Genomic DNA, 14,872 nt, shown 5'->3' on the forward strand with positions numbered 1-14,872 from the left:
GGGGGGTGTCAGTTGAGGACCTGGACCTCGGCGATGGTGATGTCCACGGCGCTGTCACGGATCTCGGTGAGCTGGCCATTCTGGCCTCCGCCTTGCCAGCCGATCGTCCAGGTGGCGGTGGCGGTGATGTGGTACTTGCCGGAGGCGGTGGTGGAGGAAGCCTGGGTGTAGCGGTGGCCGCAGTCCGGTGACGCCTTCTTGCCGTACGACGCCTTGTAGGGGGTGCCCGCGGTGGTGCACGTGACCGTGGAGCCGTCGCCGAGCTTCCACACGACCTTGGACACCTTCGCGGTCGCGGTGACCGTCGTGCCGCCGGCCGACGCACTGGCGGTGTTCGGGCCGTAGGTCTCGGTGGACTTGCCGGCCCACATCCATACGGGCATGCCGACCACCCCCTTGCCGCCCGGCTTGGGGGCAATGCCGATCCGCGGACCGCGCAGCGTCATCTTGTCGACCGCCTGCTGGGCGAGCTGGGCGGGGCTGACCGCTGCGGCACCGGGCGGCTCGGCCATCCACTGCAGACCCACCGCGTCCAGGCCGGGCGTGCCCATGGGGCAGGTGACCTGGTAGACCTTCCCGTCGTCGGGCTTGTGCCCCTTCCACGCGGGGTCACCGGCAGGCGGCTGAGGGGAGGCAACCTTGTAGTAGCAGCCGCCTGAGAACGAACCGAGCTCGGGGTCACTGCACGGGACGGTGACGCTCCGGTTCTCCTTCACGTCATTCGGGCCGGTGCCCGAGGAACGGTTCACCCGGCACTTCGGCTTTGCCTTACTGGCCCCCCTGGCCTTGGCAGGAGATCCCGGCTTGCCGGAAGACGGCTTGCTGTCCGAGCCGCCGATGTCGACGCCGACACACACCGCCAGGTCGCCGCAGTCCTCAGGAGGAGCGACGGTGGGATCCCCCGCGACGGCAGGAGCAGCACACGCCAGCACCACCCCCGCGGACAGGACCGCCGCGATCGCGGAGCGCCTCAACATGGCCGCCCCTTGTCCACATCGAAGTCCACGACCGTCCACTGCTTCCCGATCGTCCGGGCGGTGCCGGTCACGGTGTAGCGGCGGACTTGGTTCTTGGTGGTCACGTCCTTGCCCGAGTCTTTGAGCACCGCCTTCCAATGGGTGGTGTCAAAGCACTCCTTGAGCGTGGCCTTGTGCGGGGACTGCTCCAGATTGATCGCCGTGACCTTGACCGAGCTGGCGGCCTTGCCCTTGAAGACGACGCCGGCCTGGCGGTACTGGAACAGCTCGCCCTCAATCTTCGCCAGCGCCTTGTCGCTGGCGAACTTCTTCAGATCGGTCTTGGACGCCTGACCAACGGCATAGGCACTCTTCTGCTCCGCGCGCATCCCCCGCCAGGCGGCGAGCACCGCTCCACGGGCCTGCTGCTCGGACCGGTCCGCTGTCGGCGAGGCCGGGGCGGTGGTAGCAGACGCGTTGTCGTCCGTGTCCTTGCTGTCGCTGCTGCAAGCGGAGAGGGCCAGCAGCGCGGCCGCGGCTACGGCCGCCGCGGCGTACCGGTGTACCGGCGGGCGCTTGGCTGGGTGGTTGGTCAGTGGTGCGGATGTCACAGAGCCTCCCCGAACAGCCGAGTGGACATCGGCTTCAGATCGCCACCCCGAGCCCCCCAGATGGCTGATTGCAATTGGAACACTACAAACTGTGCCGTCTTCATCCCACCCTTTGTCTATTCCATTTGGTCACGCTCCGCCGACGATGGAATGTCGAAAACGGAACAAGTGGTGTCTATGGGGCTGGTTTTCATACTGCGACTACAACCCGTTCCAGGACGAGCCTCCCGCGCCAGTCCTATAGCCGTGCTCCAGCGGGCCTGGAGTTCCGGGGGCTCCCGTGACGCGGGGAGCGGGCAGGTCCATCAGAAGATCCTCCACAGAGCCACGGCCGCCGGTCTGATGGGCCCACGCCTCGAGGAGGTGCTTGATGACCGCGTGGGCCGCCAGGCGGAACTCCTCCTGGCACATCTCTTGCTGGGCGAGCCAGATGAGCCGCCGGGTGTGGACGTTCACGGCAAGCAGTTCGGTGATCAGCGGGGAGAACGGCAAGGGCATGGCGTCCAGATCGGCGCACGCATGCTCCACCCTGTCCGGGGCGGGCACGGGCCTGGTGCGCTTGGCGAAGAGGCGGCTCATTCGGACTCCTTCGGGGCGAGGGGCGGGTCAGGCCGCTGCGGTGCTGAGGCGTAGCCAGGCGTCGGTGTGCTCGGCCGGGCCGAGTACGGGAGTGACGATGGGCGCGAACGGGCCCTGGTCGTGCAGCTGGTCGAGGGTAGTGACGCCGGCGCGGACCGTTGTGGTGGCCAGGATGGGATCGGCGGCCGCGAGGCTGCGCAGGTCCGCGATGCGCCGCTCCAGGCGGGAGGCCGAGGCACCGGTCAGCACCAGGAGCACACGGGGGAAAGCTGGGTAGCGGCTGCGCCAGGCCGGTGTCCTGGAGGCGCGGCGGGCGGCGCGAGCGGCGGGCTGGGGGGCGTACTGGTGGTAGCGGGCGTAGGCATGGACCTTCTGGGCGAGCCGGGCGATGGTCATCTGGCAGCGGTCGACCTCGACGAAGAACGTCAGCAGCGTGCGCTGCCTGCCCTCGGTGTGGACGTAGTTCAAGACCGCGTCGGGGATCAGAGAAAGGTCCTCACCGGGCCGGTTCTCGTCCCGGTAGTAGTGCGCGATCTCCGGAGACCAGTCGAGCGCGCCGCATTCGTGACCCAGACGCCGGGCCCACTCCACAAAGGCCAGGCCGGTGGAGACGGTGGCAAGGGTGTGCTCCTGCAGCGGACCGGCGGCAGCTTCGGCGCTCATCCGGTACGGGCGCTGCGGAAGCAGACCCACGGCCTCAACAGCAGTGGCTCCTTTCTCGGTAAGCCACCACAGCAGATCCGTCTGCCCGTGGACCCGACGCCCCACGACGCCGACCAGGCCAGACTCGCGAAGCTGGTGGAGCTGACGGCGCACGTATTCGGCGCGGGTGTGGTGCGGTGTGAGGAGGCGGTGCATCTGGAGGGTGGAGACCAGGCGGTGCTGGTACAGGACCGTCATGGCCTGCTGCCCGATCGGGCCCGCGCCCAGCGGCGCGGAATGCGGGTACGGCATCTCGGGGCTCCGGTGCTAGTCGATGAGAGTGGTGGGGTCGCCGGTGGCCGCCGGGCCCGGACCACGGCCGGCGAAGTGGGCGCGGATCTCGGCGTCCAGGACTTCGAGGTCCGCGACAATCTCCCCGGCGGGCCGGCGCCGCAGGTTGGTGTCGATTGCCGCGTCCAGCTCCGGGACACCAGCCGGGTTGTTGTAGTGCGCGAAAATCTCCTCGACGGGCAGTCCGCGCACCCGGAAGGGCCTGGTCGGCTTTCCTTCCAGATTGATCGACATCACGTAGTGGTACTTCGGGAGCTCGGTGATGGTCTCGGGAGTGACGTGGCCATTCCAGCGGCGGGCGACGAACGCGGCTTCGTCGAAGTCCGCGGCGCAGGTGCTGAGGAGGGACTGGTTCTGCAGCAGGGACTGCCTGGTGCCCGGCGAGAGCCTCAAGACCATCTGCGTCATGCCGATGAAGCGCACCTCGTATTTGCGCAGTTGCTCGGCGATCGCGGCGAGGAAGCCCTTGCTCGAGGAGTCCAGAGCGGTGAGCTCATCTCCCCACGCCCAGAACGTGCGGCGCTGCTCGCGAGGGGTGTCCTGGCGGGACAGGCCGGCCCGGTGCAAATCGTGGATGAGGAGGCAGGACACCAGCGCGTCGGATTCGGAACCGGAGGGGCACACGAACACGACCTGGCCGGTGTCCATCGCGGTCCGCACGTCGTAGCTGGAGCGGGGGGAGCCGAAGAACGCCTGCAGCGACTGGGAGGTATCCAGACGGTCCATCACGTAGGTGACGGTGGCCACCGCGTCCTTGGGGAGCGTGGGGAAGGTGTTGCGCCAGTACGTCTGCACTCGAGGCGGCAACAGCGGCAGGAGTGCCTCGCGCCAGTCCTCGTCCGTTAGCCATGTCCGCAGCTGGAAAATCGTGGGCTGCAGATCGGGCCGACCGTCCTGGACGGCACGGAGCGACAGCAACGCGAGCGCCTGCGCGGCGCGGGCCAGGATCGTCCGCGCCCGGGGCGCGTGATCGCCCCAGCTCTGGGCCGCCGCGATGCCTTCCGTCACTGACCGCACCACGTCCTGGACGTCGCGTGCGGTGCGGCCCTCCATCGACAGCGGATTCCAGGACACCACCAGCTGATCGAGCTCGCACTTGGCCAGGTTGATCTCACACAACCGGCCGGCGATGTGCGGGTGAGCCAAGTACGGCTTCGCCCGCGCCCACGCTTCGCCATGCGGGTCCAGGAACCAGACGCCATACCCGCAATGGGCCAGCGCGATCGCCTGGACGAGCGCCGCCTCCGTCTTGCCGTGGCCCGACTTGCCCAGCTGCAGACCGAACAGCAGATCCTCCACACGAGCCGCGCCGATCCGCTCACGCCCGTCGGGGTACGTCACTGCGCCCAGCGGCACCAAGTCGCGCTGCCCGGTGTAGACGGGCAGGTTCGCCGGCGCGGGCGGGACCAGGCCGCCGGAACGGACGACGTTGGAGGCGCTGCACCGTGCCGTCGGGGGCTTGAGGAAGCCAGCGAGCTCGGGGACAGTCATCCACTGCCGGCCGCGCGGGGCGAACTCACCACTGGCGAAGCGGCGGTCGAAGGAGGCCGTGGCCTGGCGGGTACGCGGCCGATGGGGCTTCAGGTAGTTCTCGCCGCTCGTGGTGGCGAACACGGCCAGCAGCTGGTGCATACGGGCGAGCGCGGTCTGCGGGTGCGCGGCCGCGGTACGCAGCAGAATCTGCACCGCGAAGACCGCGCCGGCCCCAGGCCCGAATTTCCCCACGCCGTCGCGGAGATCGGTCATCCGCGGCAGCCGATCCGGCCGGGAGCCGCCGGATGCCCCGCCGCCGCTCCAGGCAGCCTTGAAGGAAGCCGCGAGTCCGCCTCCGCCCGGGCCGCCGGTGAGCTTCTCCCCGTACGCGGACGGGCCACGCCGACGCGTGGCGGCCAGCAACCGACGTCGTCGTCGGGCGAGCTGCCGCTCGCTGACCGGCACCAGATCCAGGACGACGTCGGCCTGCTCTCCCGCCTCGGTGCGGACCGTGGCGAGCGCGGCCGCCAACTGCTGCAGGGGATCCGGGGTCAAGCCCAGGAAGGCGAGGGGCTTCTGGTCGGGCATGGCGAGGACCAGCTCGGCGCGCTCGATGTACCGGGGCAGGGAAGGACGGTCGGGAATGCGCTTGGCAAGTTCGACGGGTGCGGTCACTGCTCACCTCCATGCTGGGTAGGAAGGTCGAAGCGCACCGGCTGAATGGACCGCTCGGCGCGGGCGGCACGGACCTCTACTTCGGCGAAGCCCGGCATGGCCAGCACGGCGGCGGCCTCGGCCGGCCCCTCGAGGTAGCAGCGCATCGCGCCATCGACAGTGCTGTAGCGCAGCCGGGCAGCGGCACCGCGGGCGGGAGTGCCAACGGACGCGTAGCGCACCCGGCCCACCTGCCGTGCCCAGCGGCCGACCTCGCCCTCTCCTGGATCGAAGGTGCTGGTGGGGACGACTTCCACGAGGACGCGGCCGGTGAGGGCCTTCGTTACGCGCCGGCCCCGCTGCACGGCCACCCAGGCGGCGACCGTACCGGCGACGACGACCAGGGCGGCAAGGTACGGAGCGGACCTGGTGATCCAGTGCGCGATGAGAAGCAGTTCCCCGCCCGGGAGATCGCCGCTCACGCTGGTGTCCTGGCGATCGTGTGGGGTGCGGGTGTGCGGTTCACGGCGGCCTCCTGGTCAGTGAGGGGAAATTCCCTTCACCCCGACCAAGTCCGACCACCCGCCCGGTTCAGACACCGCCCACCGAAATTTACTGTCCCTTTGCTGACGAGGCCCTGCGCCCGTGGAATGACGGGGCGCGGCAATCACACGCCAGCCGATCGGATCGACCATGGCCGATCGCACGGAGCGCTGTGGCCGATCCGGCGGCCCATCGACCACCGGTCAGTTGAGTACTTGTACTTCTCGGATCTCCACGCTGGTCGCTGCCGTGCGAGTGGTGATGATCGGGCCGGTCTGCCCGGCCCCGGCCCAGTCGACATCCCAGGTCGTTGTCGCCGTCACCGTCACCGTCTACCGGCCGTCCGGCTCGCGGGTGCTGGGCTGTGTATCGGAGGCACAACGCGACCCGCCGTGACCTGCGCTGACATACCAGACGCATCGGGTCGACACCCCGGGATCCGGCATTTCAGCGGCTCGGGCCGGGAGATGCCAGCAGTACCGGGCGCCGCGCCCGCCGGGTCGCCGGCGCGGCACCGGCCAAGCCGAGGCGCTGAGCACCGAACACAAGCCGCCCCCGCCGAGAATGGGGCGAGAACGTGTGAGACAGCGGTACGGCAGCCCTCAGAGCGCGGTGGCAGCGAGCCGCTTGCCACCCGAGCGGGCTTCCCGCAGCACGTCGCGCCAGTCGGTGCTGCGCAGCCAGGCTTTCTCCATGGGGTGGGCGGTCCACTCAAGGAGGTCGGCCCGGGTGCGGAGCTTGTCGGCGGCAATGCGGTAGTGGCTCGCCTCACGCGCTGGGTCGCGGTCCCGGTGATGGGCCTGCCAACTGACCTTTTCCAGATCTGGGTTTTCCAAGAGGCCGGCGAGGTCGAACGACAAAGACCCGTCGGCGTCGGCGTGCCGCTCCTGCCATGCGCGTTCGGTTCGCTGCACCGCATTCATCTTGGCGGTGTGGGCCCACAGGTAGCCGACGTCGTCGGAGATCGGGCGGCTGCACTCTTGGCAGATCAGAGTCAGTTCGCGGGTGATGTGTGCCTCCTGAGGTGAACAGCTTGGGTCGATTGAACGCCCCATCCCCCAGCCAGGTCCGCTGAGGGGCGTTCTGGTGGCCTCACAGGCCCGGCCCGCAAGGGGGCAGGGCGGGGCGGGGGTGTTGTGGGCTTGCTGCCTCAAGAGCGATCGGCCTTTCCCGGAGCGGGCCAGGACCACAACGCTCCTCCCCGCCCGCTCGCAAAGACTGCGACGTGAGCGGCGCACTGACTACCGTGGGCGGTGAAGAAGGCCGTGCCGACGCACACGCGGTCGGATGACGGCTTGGGGGACATCACAGCGGGGGAATCGTGGATAGCGGGCTGAACAGGACAGGGGCGTGGATCGGCGTGATCACGGGCGTGATCGCTATCCTCGCGTTCTTCGGGGTGCGCGACTTCGGCGAACTGAAACAGGCGATTCAGGAGGGCACTTCGGGCGACTCGCTGGCAGATCCGTGCAAGGCGGTCTCCGTCGACTACGTGACCAGCCTCGGGATGCGTGCTGAGCCGGTGTACGCGGGCGCCGAATTCTCCAAGGACAGCACGAAGAATGGTGCCCGGTGGAAGTGCTTCTGGAGAAGCGAGGACGACAGAACCCGTCTCTCCATCGGCTACTCACAGGAACAGAGTCACGTCTCAGGGGTGCAGATGGGGCCGATGGACGGAATTCCTGACGGGATGATTGGCCGTCAGTACGACACGATCGCCACCTCCTGCTTTGCCGACTGGCCCACCTCTTTCGGACAGGGAGAGGTGTGGTTCAGCGGCACCTGCCCCGAGACCAAGCAGGTCGCCGTGAAGGCGTACGAGAACCTCTCCCGCTAGGGTCAATGCCACTTATCTAACGCGCGAGGGGATTTTCAGGAACGCGTCATCAGTTGTCCCGTGCCTCGTGCGATCGGCCCCGGCCGCCGGCCCAACGGGGGAAAGGGCGGCGGCCGGGGGCCGGTGTATGCATTTTAGCGTTCGAGACGAAGTTTCCAGCCTGTTAGTCCTGGTTCGTCGTGTTGGGTCAGGTTTGGTGTGTAGGTGTCGGGGGCGGGGCGTCCGGCGTTTTCCCAGGCGGTGAGCCAGCCGCGCAGGGTGGTCAGGGAGGGTGAGTCGGGGTGGTCGGCGAGGATCGTGCCGTCTTGCTGGATGACGGCGGCCGTGGTGGCGGTGGTGTGACCGAGCGCCCGCTGCTCGGGGCGGAGTCCGGCTTGGGTCAGCTGAGGGTCGGCGAGACAGGCGGCGTAGGTTCGCCAGGAGTGCCAGTTGATGTCGGGCCCGTCGTACGGCTCGGTGTGTGCGTCCTTGAGGAGCTGCCGGAGGGCGGTGCGGGCGCCGGTGTGGAGGCGGTCGTCCAGGTCGCGCCAGGCGATGGAGATCCAGGAGGGTGCGGGGACCCGGTTTTCCCAGTCCACCCAGCGGCCGGGTAGATCGAGGTCGGTCTTGGGCCAGGTGGTGGTCTCGATGTATCCGCCGGTGGCCACGGCCTCCACGACCGGTTCGCCGCTGCGGACGCGGATGGTGGCGACCACGGTGTTGTGGGGCACGGCGGCGATCGGCAGCGGGGCGACGATCAGCCCGCCCTCGGCGATCTGGTCGACCCATGATCGGGGCAGCAGCGGCGGGGTGCACCAGGCGACCATCCGGTCATAGGGGGCGCGTTGGGGGAAGTCGCCGACGGTGGCGTCGGCGGTGTGGCAGTGCACGGTGCGGATGCCGCGTTCGTGGTGGATGAGGTTGGCCCACCGTACGAGGTAGTCGTTGACGTCGAGGCTGGTCACCTGTCCGGTGGGCCCGACGAGCTGAGCGAGGAGGGCGCCGGAGTAGCCGGAGCCGGTGCCGGCTTCAAGGACGTTCATGCCCGGGTGGACGTCGAGTGTGGTCAGCTCGCGGTGGATCACGGCCGGGTTGGAGCGGTGCGGGGTGGCGCCTCGGCCTTCGTGGTGGGTGTAGTGGCGCTCGGGGACGAGCTCGGCGGCGTCGGCGACAGCAGTCACGCTCACTCCTCTGAGGGGCAGGGCACTCGTATGCGATAACTGCTCCGGGCGGGTGAAGGGCACGCGCCCGCCTGGAGCGGCTGGTTCAGATGGACAGGGCGGTGTGGCGGTGCCACCCGTCGGCGGTGTACTCGCCGACGGGCCCGTGGTCCGGAAGTTGGGCATCTTGAGGTTCTGCGCGAGGCGGGGATCACGGTGCTGCTCGGGGAGGGTGGTTTCACCCCCCACAAACCCAGGCATGGCGATCTCGACGCCTATCCGTGGCAGGTCGCCCTGGACGCGTTGCCTGCCTGATCATGCCCGGTTGGCCCTGTTAGATCCAATGGCGCCAACCGCTCTGGGCTGCTGCTCACCGGCGCTCCGGAAGCCGCCACGAAGTGGCCGTTCTGTATCAGGTGGTTACCGTTTTGGCGCGGTCGAGGAGGTCGTGTACAGCCGGTTCGCCCCGGTAGGGGATGAGCTGCTTGACGGCGTCGCGGACGTGGTCACTGCTGCGTCCGGAGTGGACGCCGGCGGCGAGGGTCAGAGCCTGGCCGGTGGACGCGCATGCGGCGTCCACTTGGCGCTGCTGGAGCTGGGCGGTGGCCATGCGGGTGAGGTACAGCACGTGGGTGCGGACGTATTCGGGACCGTAGGAGGCATCAGCCTCCGTGAACTTCCGCTGCGCGGCCGCGGCATCGCCGAGGTCGAGCATGCATGAGCCCGTCAGCATGTCGATCTCCGCTTGGTTGACCCAGTAGGCCCACGGAGGGTCATCGTCCCGGGGGCCACGCTCCAAGTGGGCGACGGCGCGGTTGAGCGCCTGGTAGCAGTCTCGAGTCTCACCGGCTTTGGCCAGGGCGCGGGCCTGGCGGGCGGAAAGCATCGCATCGACCACGGGGGTGGAGCGGCCGCGTACGGCGGTCTGTGCGGTGCGGACCATTGCGTCGGCGTCGTCCGGATGCCCCGTGGAGTACGCCTGGATGGACATGAAGGCCAGGACGTTCGCGGCGAGCAGGGCATCTTCGCTGCTGCTGGCGGACTTGAGCGCTGCCACGAAGTGCCGCTGCCCGGCGGCGTGCCGGCCGATGTCGAAGTGCATCCAGCCGCACATGCGCCCGAGGTCGGCGGCCTGCGCGTACAGCCGTCGCTTCACTCGTTCTGCGGGGAAGGAGCCGGTCTGGAGCAGGTGGTGTGTCAGGGACAGGAGACCTTCGGCCTCGAAGACGAGATCACCGCCGCCGTGCGTGTCATCCGCGCGCTGGAGGTCGGTGATCTGGTCGGCGATGTGGTCCACCATGGCGGGGCTGATACGGCGTCCGCCGCCGGCCGCTGCGTGGGCGATGGCGGGCTCGGCGGTGAGAAAGCCGTGTAAGAGCGTGGTCAGCGTGACGCCGGAGAGAATCGTGAATTCGCGACGGTCCATGCGGCCGCTCCTCAGCACATCGCCCAGTGCGTCCACGGTACCGGCGGCCGTCCACGGGCGGTACAGCTCCGGAACCTGGGGGCTGGGAAGCCAGTACGGCCACGGCAGTTGCTCCCGGAGCTCGTCGGATATCTCGAACACGTCGGCGATCAGCGCCTGGGTGAGCTCGTCGGGCTTTCGGCCGCGTTCCCACCAGTAGACGGTCTTCTTCGTGGTGGCCACCGGAGTGCCGCGCCTTATGCCAGCGGCTCGGATGCGGGCGGCCAGCCCCTCCTGGGACCAGCCGAGCATTCGGCGTGCGTAGACCAGCGGATGGCCGACACCGGTGTCGAACACGGTTCCCCCCGTGCTGAGGCGGATGAGCTGCGACGCATCGTAGCGACGTCGTAACTCCCCTGGGGAGACGTCCGTGCAGCAGCCCGGGGCCGGTGAGGGCTTGACAACCCCTTGGAGGCCCTGGGCGGGGGCTACTGCCGGTGCGGTTCCGAGACGAGGGTGTGCGGTGCGGGGCCGGGGTTCCCCGGCAATCCCGCAGACCATTCCCGGGCCGCGCCGAAGCGTTCCTCGGCGCGGCCGTTCCTACCTATCGAACGTGGAGGACAAGACGATGATGAGGACGGATCCGCCCCCGCCGCGTGATCGGCCCGAGGGCGATGGCCCGGCCGTGGCCGTGAGCTACACCGCGCCGGTGGTCGTCGAGGTCGGCTCGGTCGCGCAGACCGTGCGCGGCACCCAGTACCAGGACTCGGCCGACGACACGCAGTACAAGACCTGACGCAGGTCCCGGTTCGGCATGCCCTGTAACTACGTGCCGTACCAGAGACGGCCCCTCCCCATGGGGCCGCCGATAGCGGGCCCGGGGCGACGACCACGCCCCGGGCCCGCCCGCATTCCTCCTGACCACCCACGACGTGGGGAGACGTTTGATGCGCTGGATCACTGGTCGCAGCGGCCGGACGGGACCGCTGCGGCCCCACGGCGGGGCCGAGCTCGTCGGTCTGGATGCGTGGGCCTGCGGCTTCGAGTCATGGCAGGTCCGTACCGTCGCTCAGCCCCAGGCGAGGGTGGCGATCGTCGGCGACTGCTTCGCGACGGCGGGACAGTTGGAGGCCGCGCCGTCTCTGGCGGCGGCCGGGCGGTGGCGCGAGCTGACCCGCTGGCCTGGCTCCTACCTGGTGGTTGCCCGCGTCAGGGCCACCACCGCCGTCCTCGGTGACCTGGCCGGGCTCTACCCCGTCTACTACCACCACAACGCCGGTGGCGTGCGGTGGGCCACCGCCGCCGCTCCACTCGCTGCCGCACACGGCCAGGAGCCCGACCCGGCGATGGCGGCCGCGGCCATGGTCTTCCCCCAGCCCGGTCTCTTCCCTGGGCGGTCACTGTTCGCAGGCGTGGCCCGGGTGCCTCCCGGCTGCCTGCTGCTGCTCGACCAGGGCCGGGCAAGGGTAGAGCCGTACGAGGGGGAGGTGGCCCCGCTGCCACTGGCCGAGGCCGCCGGGCAACTGCGGCAGACGCTGGGCGAGGCCGTCAGCGCGCGTCTGGCCGCCCACCCGCACGCGTCGTTCGACCTGGCAGGGCTGGACTCCTCCACACTCGCCTGCCTCGGCGCCCGCGAACGGCCGGTGACGGCGGCGACGTTCACCGATGAGCGCCTGCGCAACGACGACCTCGCGTACGCGACCCGCACCGCCGCGGCAGTGCCCGGCCTGACGCACCACGTCGTCGCCGGCGGGCCGCACACGGACTACTACACCGGCATCGCCGAAAACGGCGGACAGCCGGTGACCGACGCACCGAACGCGTACGTGGTCACCGCGGCGATGAAGGACGCTGCCCTCGACGTCGCCCACGAACACGGCAGCACCCTGCACTTCACCGGCGCCGCGGGCGACACCGTGCTCGGCTCCTCGATCGTCTACCTCTCCGACCTGCTGCGCGAGCGCCGCTGGGCAACCGCGTACGCCCACGCGCGGCTGCACGCCCGTACGCTGCGCTCCTCACCGCGCGAGGTGCTGGCCCGTGCCCGCCCAGCGGCCCGCCGCCCCCTGGTGGAGGATCTACGCCGGGCCGCGATGGTGCTGCGGCGGCCGCCACAGTGGTGGGCACCAGCTGCTTCCCGCCCATGGGGCTGGGCGACGATGCTGGCCACAGCCGACTGGCTCACCCCGGACGCCCGCCGGTTACTCGCCGAGGAGCTGGAGCACGCCGCCGATCAGTGGTCCGGTGATACCCGGCGTCCGGAAGCGCTGGCGGTCTTCACCGACCGGCAGGAGGTCGAGCAGATCGGCCGGGACCTCGCGCAGTTCGCGGACGCCGTGTACGCCGTGTGCGGCATCCACATCGCCGCCCCGTACCTCGACAACGAAGTCCTGCGGCTGTGCCTGGCCGTCCCGGCCGAGGAGCGCGCCCATCCCGGCAGCTACAAGCCGCTGCTGCGCGGGATGCGCGAGGTGGTGCCGGACTTCGTCCTCGCCCGTACGACGAAGGGACTCATGAACACCGTGTGCTTCGACGGCATCCGCCGCCACGAAGGCGCGATCCGCGATCTGCTCGGCCCTGCCTCCCGGCTCGCTGAGAACGGCCTGCTGGACCCCGGCCGTCCCGGGCAGTCCCTGGAGCGCGTCCGGAACGGCCTGCCCGCGCCGTTGGGCGCAATCCACCTCGCGGTGACCGTCGAAGCCTGGTGGCGCGGCATCTCCAGCGACGCCGGCACCTGGTGGGAGGTGACGCGCGATGAGGCCCGCGCTGCGACTGCGTAACGGCGTCTACCTGGTGGCCGCCCCGGACGGCGGCGCCATCCTGGACACCCGCCTCCGCGCCGGACGGGCCGGATGCCTGGCCATCAGTGCCCCAGGGGGGCAGTACCTGGACCGTCGACTGCACGGCGCAGAGAACCACCGGAGGGCCGCCGCGGTGGTGGCCCACAGCTACGGCGTCGATGTCGATCAGGTCGATGCCGACATGGCCCGTCTCCTCAAGGAGCTGTGGGGGCGGAGACTGCTCTCCGAACACGTGCCGGGGCGTCGGCGCCTGTGGCGGGGGTGGTGGCGGTGAGCCTGCCGGTCGCTACTGTGCACACACGCCCAAACCTCACAGCAGGCCAGCGAATCGCCTCAACGGCAGGACTGTATGTCGCGCTCGTGCTGCTGGCCCTGCCCTTCCCCCTCGCCGTGCGGGCCGCCCGAACAGCCCGCCTTGTCGGCCGCCGGCCCCTCACCGAGCGGCACGGCCAGCAGCTTGTGGAGGCCGTGAAATGGGCGGGCCGCCGCATGCCGCACCGGCTGGCCTGCCTGGAGACCTCGCTCGCCGCGATGCTCGCCGCCGCTCTTCTCGGGCGCCGACTCACCTGGTGCGTCGGCGTGCGCTTCACCCCACCCCCGATCGAGTTCCACGCCTGGGTGGCCCTGGACAACGGCGATCCGGTCGGCGAGGACACCACTGCCGGGTGGCACCACCGCCCCGCCGTCGAAATCTGACACCGCCCAGTCGAACCGACGCCCCGGCCGTCACCCGATCGTGTCTGATGCCGCGTCGGCTCGTTGCGCACATCGACACCCCGTGCCCTCTTGGGAAGGAACCGTCCTCCGTGACGCTGACCACCACCGCATCCGACGCGGTCGCCCGCGCGGCCGCCGCCGTCCCCGAGCAGCACTACACCCACCATCCCCGGCGGGGGGCCACGATCCACCGCTCCAACCCTTCCGTCATTCACCGCGAACTACGGGCGCTGGACGTCCACGAGGGGATGCGTGTGCTGGAGATCGGCACCGGGTCCGGCTATTCCGGCGCACTTCTGTCCCAACTCGTCGGAGACGAGGGCCGGGTGGTCAGCCTCGACATCAATGCTTTCCTCGCGAAGTGGGCCAATCGCATCCACGACGAACGCGGCCTGACGAACATCGGCTGCCGCCCGGCTGACGGACAACTCGGCTGGCCCGAGGACGCCCCCTACGACCGCATCATCGCCTGGGCCACTCCGCCCCTGCTCCCCGCGACCTGGATGGACCAGCTCGCCGCCGACGGATCGGTCGTCGCGCCGCTCCCGCTCGCCCAGCTGCCGCATGTCACCGCAGTCGCTCGCATCCGCATCCAGGCCCAGGACCGGCAGCCAGCCGTCACCGAGGTGGTCCACGGCGGATATACCGAGATGGTGGCCCAGTCCAAGTCAGACGAGGACGTCCCGGGCCGGTGGGTCGACTGGCTCGACTACCATCCGGAAACTCGGTGGATCTCCACCGCCTGGCGCCACAAGGACACCTACCGCTCCTACGGCGCCCACGACGCCCTCCAGGCCCTGACCTCCCAGCACCGCCACACCGAGCCCTACACGGCCATCCCACCTGGACCCGAGTGGTACTTCCTCGTCTCCTGCTTCGCCGCAACCGGCGACCCCCATCTGACGATGGCCGGCATCGACGGCGGCTTCGCCATCGGGCACAGCGAGCCGGGTGGCCACGCCGCCGTCCTCCACAAGGAGCACGGACTGATCATCGCCGACGCTCCCGACTCCCCCTCGCTGACCGTTCTCCGCTCGTGGCTGGAGCAGTGGCAGCGGGAAGGGACAACTCAGCTCACGCCACGGCTCGTAACCGGGGAGCAGACAAGCGCGAACACTGGCTGGCACCTGCGCCTCACCCGCGCGTCATGACCCCACTCGATAG

General features: G+C 69.8%; 16 protein-coding genes. 7 read left to right on the forward strand and 9 right to left on the reverse strand.

Annotation, left to right across the window (positions count from 1 at the left end):
- Positions 1 to 8 precede the first annotated feature (8 nt).
- The 6 genes from STRVI_RS55440 to STRVI_RS44720 form a co-directional block, all read right to left on the reverse strand.
- Complete coding sequence (locus STRVI_RS55440; protein WP_014043647.1) at positions 9 to 977, reverse strand: hypothetical protein; 969 nt, start codon at positions 975 to 977, stop codon at positions 9 to 11.
- Complete coding sequence (locus tag STRVI_RS44700; RefSeq protein ID WP_014043648.1) at positions 971 to 1,567, reverse strand: hypothetical protein; 597 nt, start codon at positions 1,565 to 1,567, stop codon at positions 971 to 973. Before STRVI_RS44700 ends, STRVI_RS55440 begins: the two co-directional genes overlap by 7 nt.
- A gap of 201 nt (positions 1,568 to 1,768) precedes the next feature.
- Positions 1,769 to 2,146 carry a hypothetical protein gene (locus STRVI_RS44705; RefSeq protein ID WP_014043649.1) on the reverse strand — a complete coding sequence of 126 codons (378 nt, stop codon included), beginning with the start codon at positions 2,144 to 2,146 and terminating at the stop codon, positions 1,769 to 1,771.
- Between the two features lie 27 nt (positions 2,147 to 2,173).
- The gene (locus STRVI_RS44710; RefSeq protein WP_014043650.1) at positions 2,174 to 3,100 is read right to left on the reverse strand and encodes a replication-relaxation family protein; all 927 of its coding nucleotides are present in this window, start codon (positions 3,098 to 3,100) and stop codon (positions 2,174 to 2,176) included.
- Between the two features lie 15 nt (positions 3,101 to 3,115).
- Entirely contained in the window at positions 3,116 to 5,287 is a 2,172-nt protein-coding gene (locus STRVI_RS44715; RefSeq protein WP_014043651.1) for a hypothetical protein, read from the reverse strand.
- Positions 5,284 to 5,748: a hypothetical protein gene (locus STRVI_RS44720; RefSeq protein ID WP_014043652.1), complete on the reverse strand. Its 465-nt coding sequence runs from the start codon at positions 5,746 to 5,748 to the stop codon at positions 5,284 to 5,286. Before STRVI_RS44720 ends, STRVI_RS44715 begins: the two co-directional genes overlap by 4 nt.
- Positions 5,749 to 6,058: 310 nt before the next feature.
- Here STRVI_RS44720 and STRVI_RS53260 point away from each other — a divergent pair, with 310 nt between their 5' ends.
- Entirely contained in the window at positions 6,059 to 6,205 is a 147-nt protein-coding gene (locus STRVI_RS53260; protein ID WP_167543322.1) for a hypothetical protein, read from the forward strand.
- A 206-nt stretch (positions 6,206 to 6,411) separates the two neighbouring features.
- Here STRVI_RS53260 and STRVI_RS44725 read toward each other — a convergent pair whose 3' ends face one another.
- Positions 6,412 to 6,864 (reverse strand): hypothetical protein, encoded by a 453-nt coding sequence (locus tag STRVI_RS44725; protein ID WP_043242344.1) that lies wholly within the window; start codon positions 6,862 to 6,864, stop codon positions 6,412 to 6,414.
- A 266-nt stretch (positions 6,865 to 7,130) separates the two neighbouring features.
- Here STRVI_RS44725 and STRVI_RS44730 point away from each other — a divergent pair, with 266 nt between their 5' ends.
- Complete coding sequence (locus STRVI_RS44730) at positions 7,131 to 7,646, forward strand: hypothetical protein (RefSeq protein ID WP_150112980.1); 516 nt, start codon at positions 7,131 to 7,133, stop codon at positions 7,644 to 7,646.
- A gap of 134 nt (positions 7,647 to 7,780) precedes the next feature.
- On the opposite strand, the gene STRVI_RS44735 is transcribed toward STRVI_RS44730, so the two are convergent.
- The gene (locus tag STRVI_RS44735; protein WP_043242345.1) at positions 7,781 to 8,806 is read right to left on the reverse strand and encodes a protein-L-isoaspartate O-methyltransferase family protein; all 1,026 of its coding nucleotides are present in this window, start codon (positions 8,804 to 8,806) and stop codon (positions 7,781 to 7,783) included.
- Between the two features lie 391 nt (positions 8,807 to 9,197).
- The gene (locus tag STRVI_RS44740; protein WP_014043656.1) at positions 9,198 to 10,547 is read right to left on the reverse strand and encodes a helix-turn-helix domain-containing protein; all 1,350 of its coding nucleotides are present in this window, start codon (positions 10,545 to 10,547) and stop codon (positions 9,198 to 9,200) included.
- Positions 10,548 to 10,803: 256 nt separating this feature from the next.
- Here STRVI_RS44740 and STRVI_RS44745 point away from each other — a divergent pair, with 256 nt between their 5' ends.
- The 5 genes from STRVI_RS44745 (at position 10,804) to STRVI_RS44765 (ending at position 14,859) form a co-directional block, all read left to right on the forward strand.
- Positions 10,804 to 10,986: a hypothetical protein gene (locus tag STRVI_RS44745; RefSeq protein ID WP_043242346.1), complete on the forward strand. Its 183-nt coding sequence runs from the start codon at positions 10,804 to 10,806 to the stop codon at positions 10,984 to 10,986.
- Between the two features lie 151 nt (positions 10,987 to 11,137).
- On the forward strand, positions 11,138 to 12,970 hold the full coding sequence (locus tag STRVI_RS44750) for an albusnodin/ikarugamycin family macrolactam cyclase (RefSeq protein ID WP_014043658.1): 1,833 nt from the start codon (positions 11,138 to 11,140) through the stop codon (positions 12,968 to 12,970).
- Entirely contained in the window at positions 12,945 to 13,265 is a 321-nt protein-coding gene (locus tag STRVI_RS53265) for a hypothetical protein (RefSeq protein ID WP_014043659.1), read from the forward strand. The genes STRVI_RS44750 and STRVI_RS53265 overlap by 26 nt, the downstream gene beginning before the upstream one ends.
- A gap of 86 nt (positions 13,266 to 13,351) precedes the next feature.
- Complete coding sequence (locus STRVI_RS53270) at positions 13,352 to 13,687, forward strand: lasso peptide biosynthesis B2 protein (RefSeq protein WP_014043660.1); 336 nt, start codon at positions 13,352 to 13,354, stop codon at positions 13,685 to 13,687.
- A gap of 110 nt (positions 13,688 to 13,797) precedes the next feature.
- Positions 13,798 to 14,859, forward strand: coding sequence for a protein-L-isoaspartate O-methyltransferase family protein (locus STRVI_RS44765; RefSeq protein ID WP_014043661.1), 1,062 nt, complete (start codon positions 13,798 to 13,800; stop codon positions 14,857 to 14,859).
- Positions 14,860 to 14,872 lie beyond the last annotated feature (13 nt).

Source organism: Streptomyces violaceusniger Tu 4113, from assembly GCF_000147815.2.
Lineage (GTDB): Bacteria > Actinomycetota > Actinomycetes > Streptomycetales > Streptomycetaceae > Streptomyces > Streptomyces violaceusniger_A.

What these genes read in the sequence shown, in the direction of transcription:
- STRVI_RS55440 (WP_014043647.1), bottom strand. Translation starts at nt 977, where the DNA reads ATGTTGAGGCGCTCCGCGATCGCGGCGGTCCTGTCCGCGGGGGTGGTG.
- STRVI_RS44705 (WP_014043649.1), bottom strand. Translation starts at nt 2,146, where the DNA reads ATGAGCCGCCTCTTCGCCAAGCGCACCAGGCCCGTGCCCGCCCCGGAC.
- STRVI_RS44710 (WP_014043650.1), bottom strand. Translation starts at nt 3,100, where the DNA reads ATGCCGTACCCGCATTCCGCGCCGCTGGGCGCGGGCCCGATCGGGCAG.
- STRVI_RS44725 (WP_043242344.1), bottom strand. Translation starts at nt 6,864, where the DNA reads ATGGGGCGTTCAATCGACCCAAGCTGTTCACCTCAGGAGGCACACATC.
- STRVI_RS44750 (WP_014043658.1), top strand. Translation starts at nt 11,138, where the DNA reads ATGCGCTGGATCACTGGTCGCAGCGGCCGGACGGGACCGCTGCGGCCC.
- STRVI_RS53265 (WP_014043659.1), top strand. Translation starts at nt 12,945, where the DNA reads ATGAGGCCCGCGCTGCGACTGCGTAACGGCGTCTACCTGGTGGCCGCC.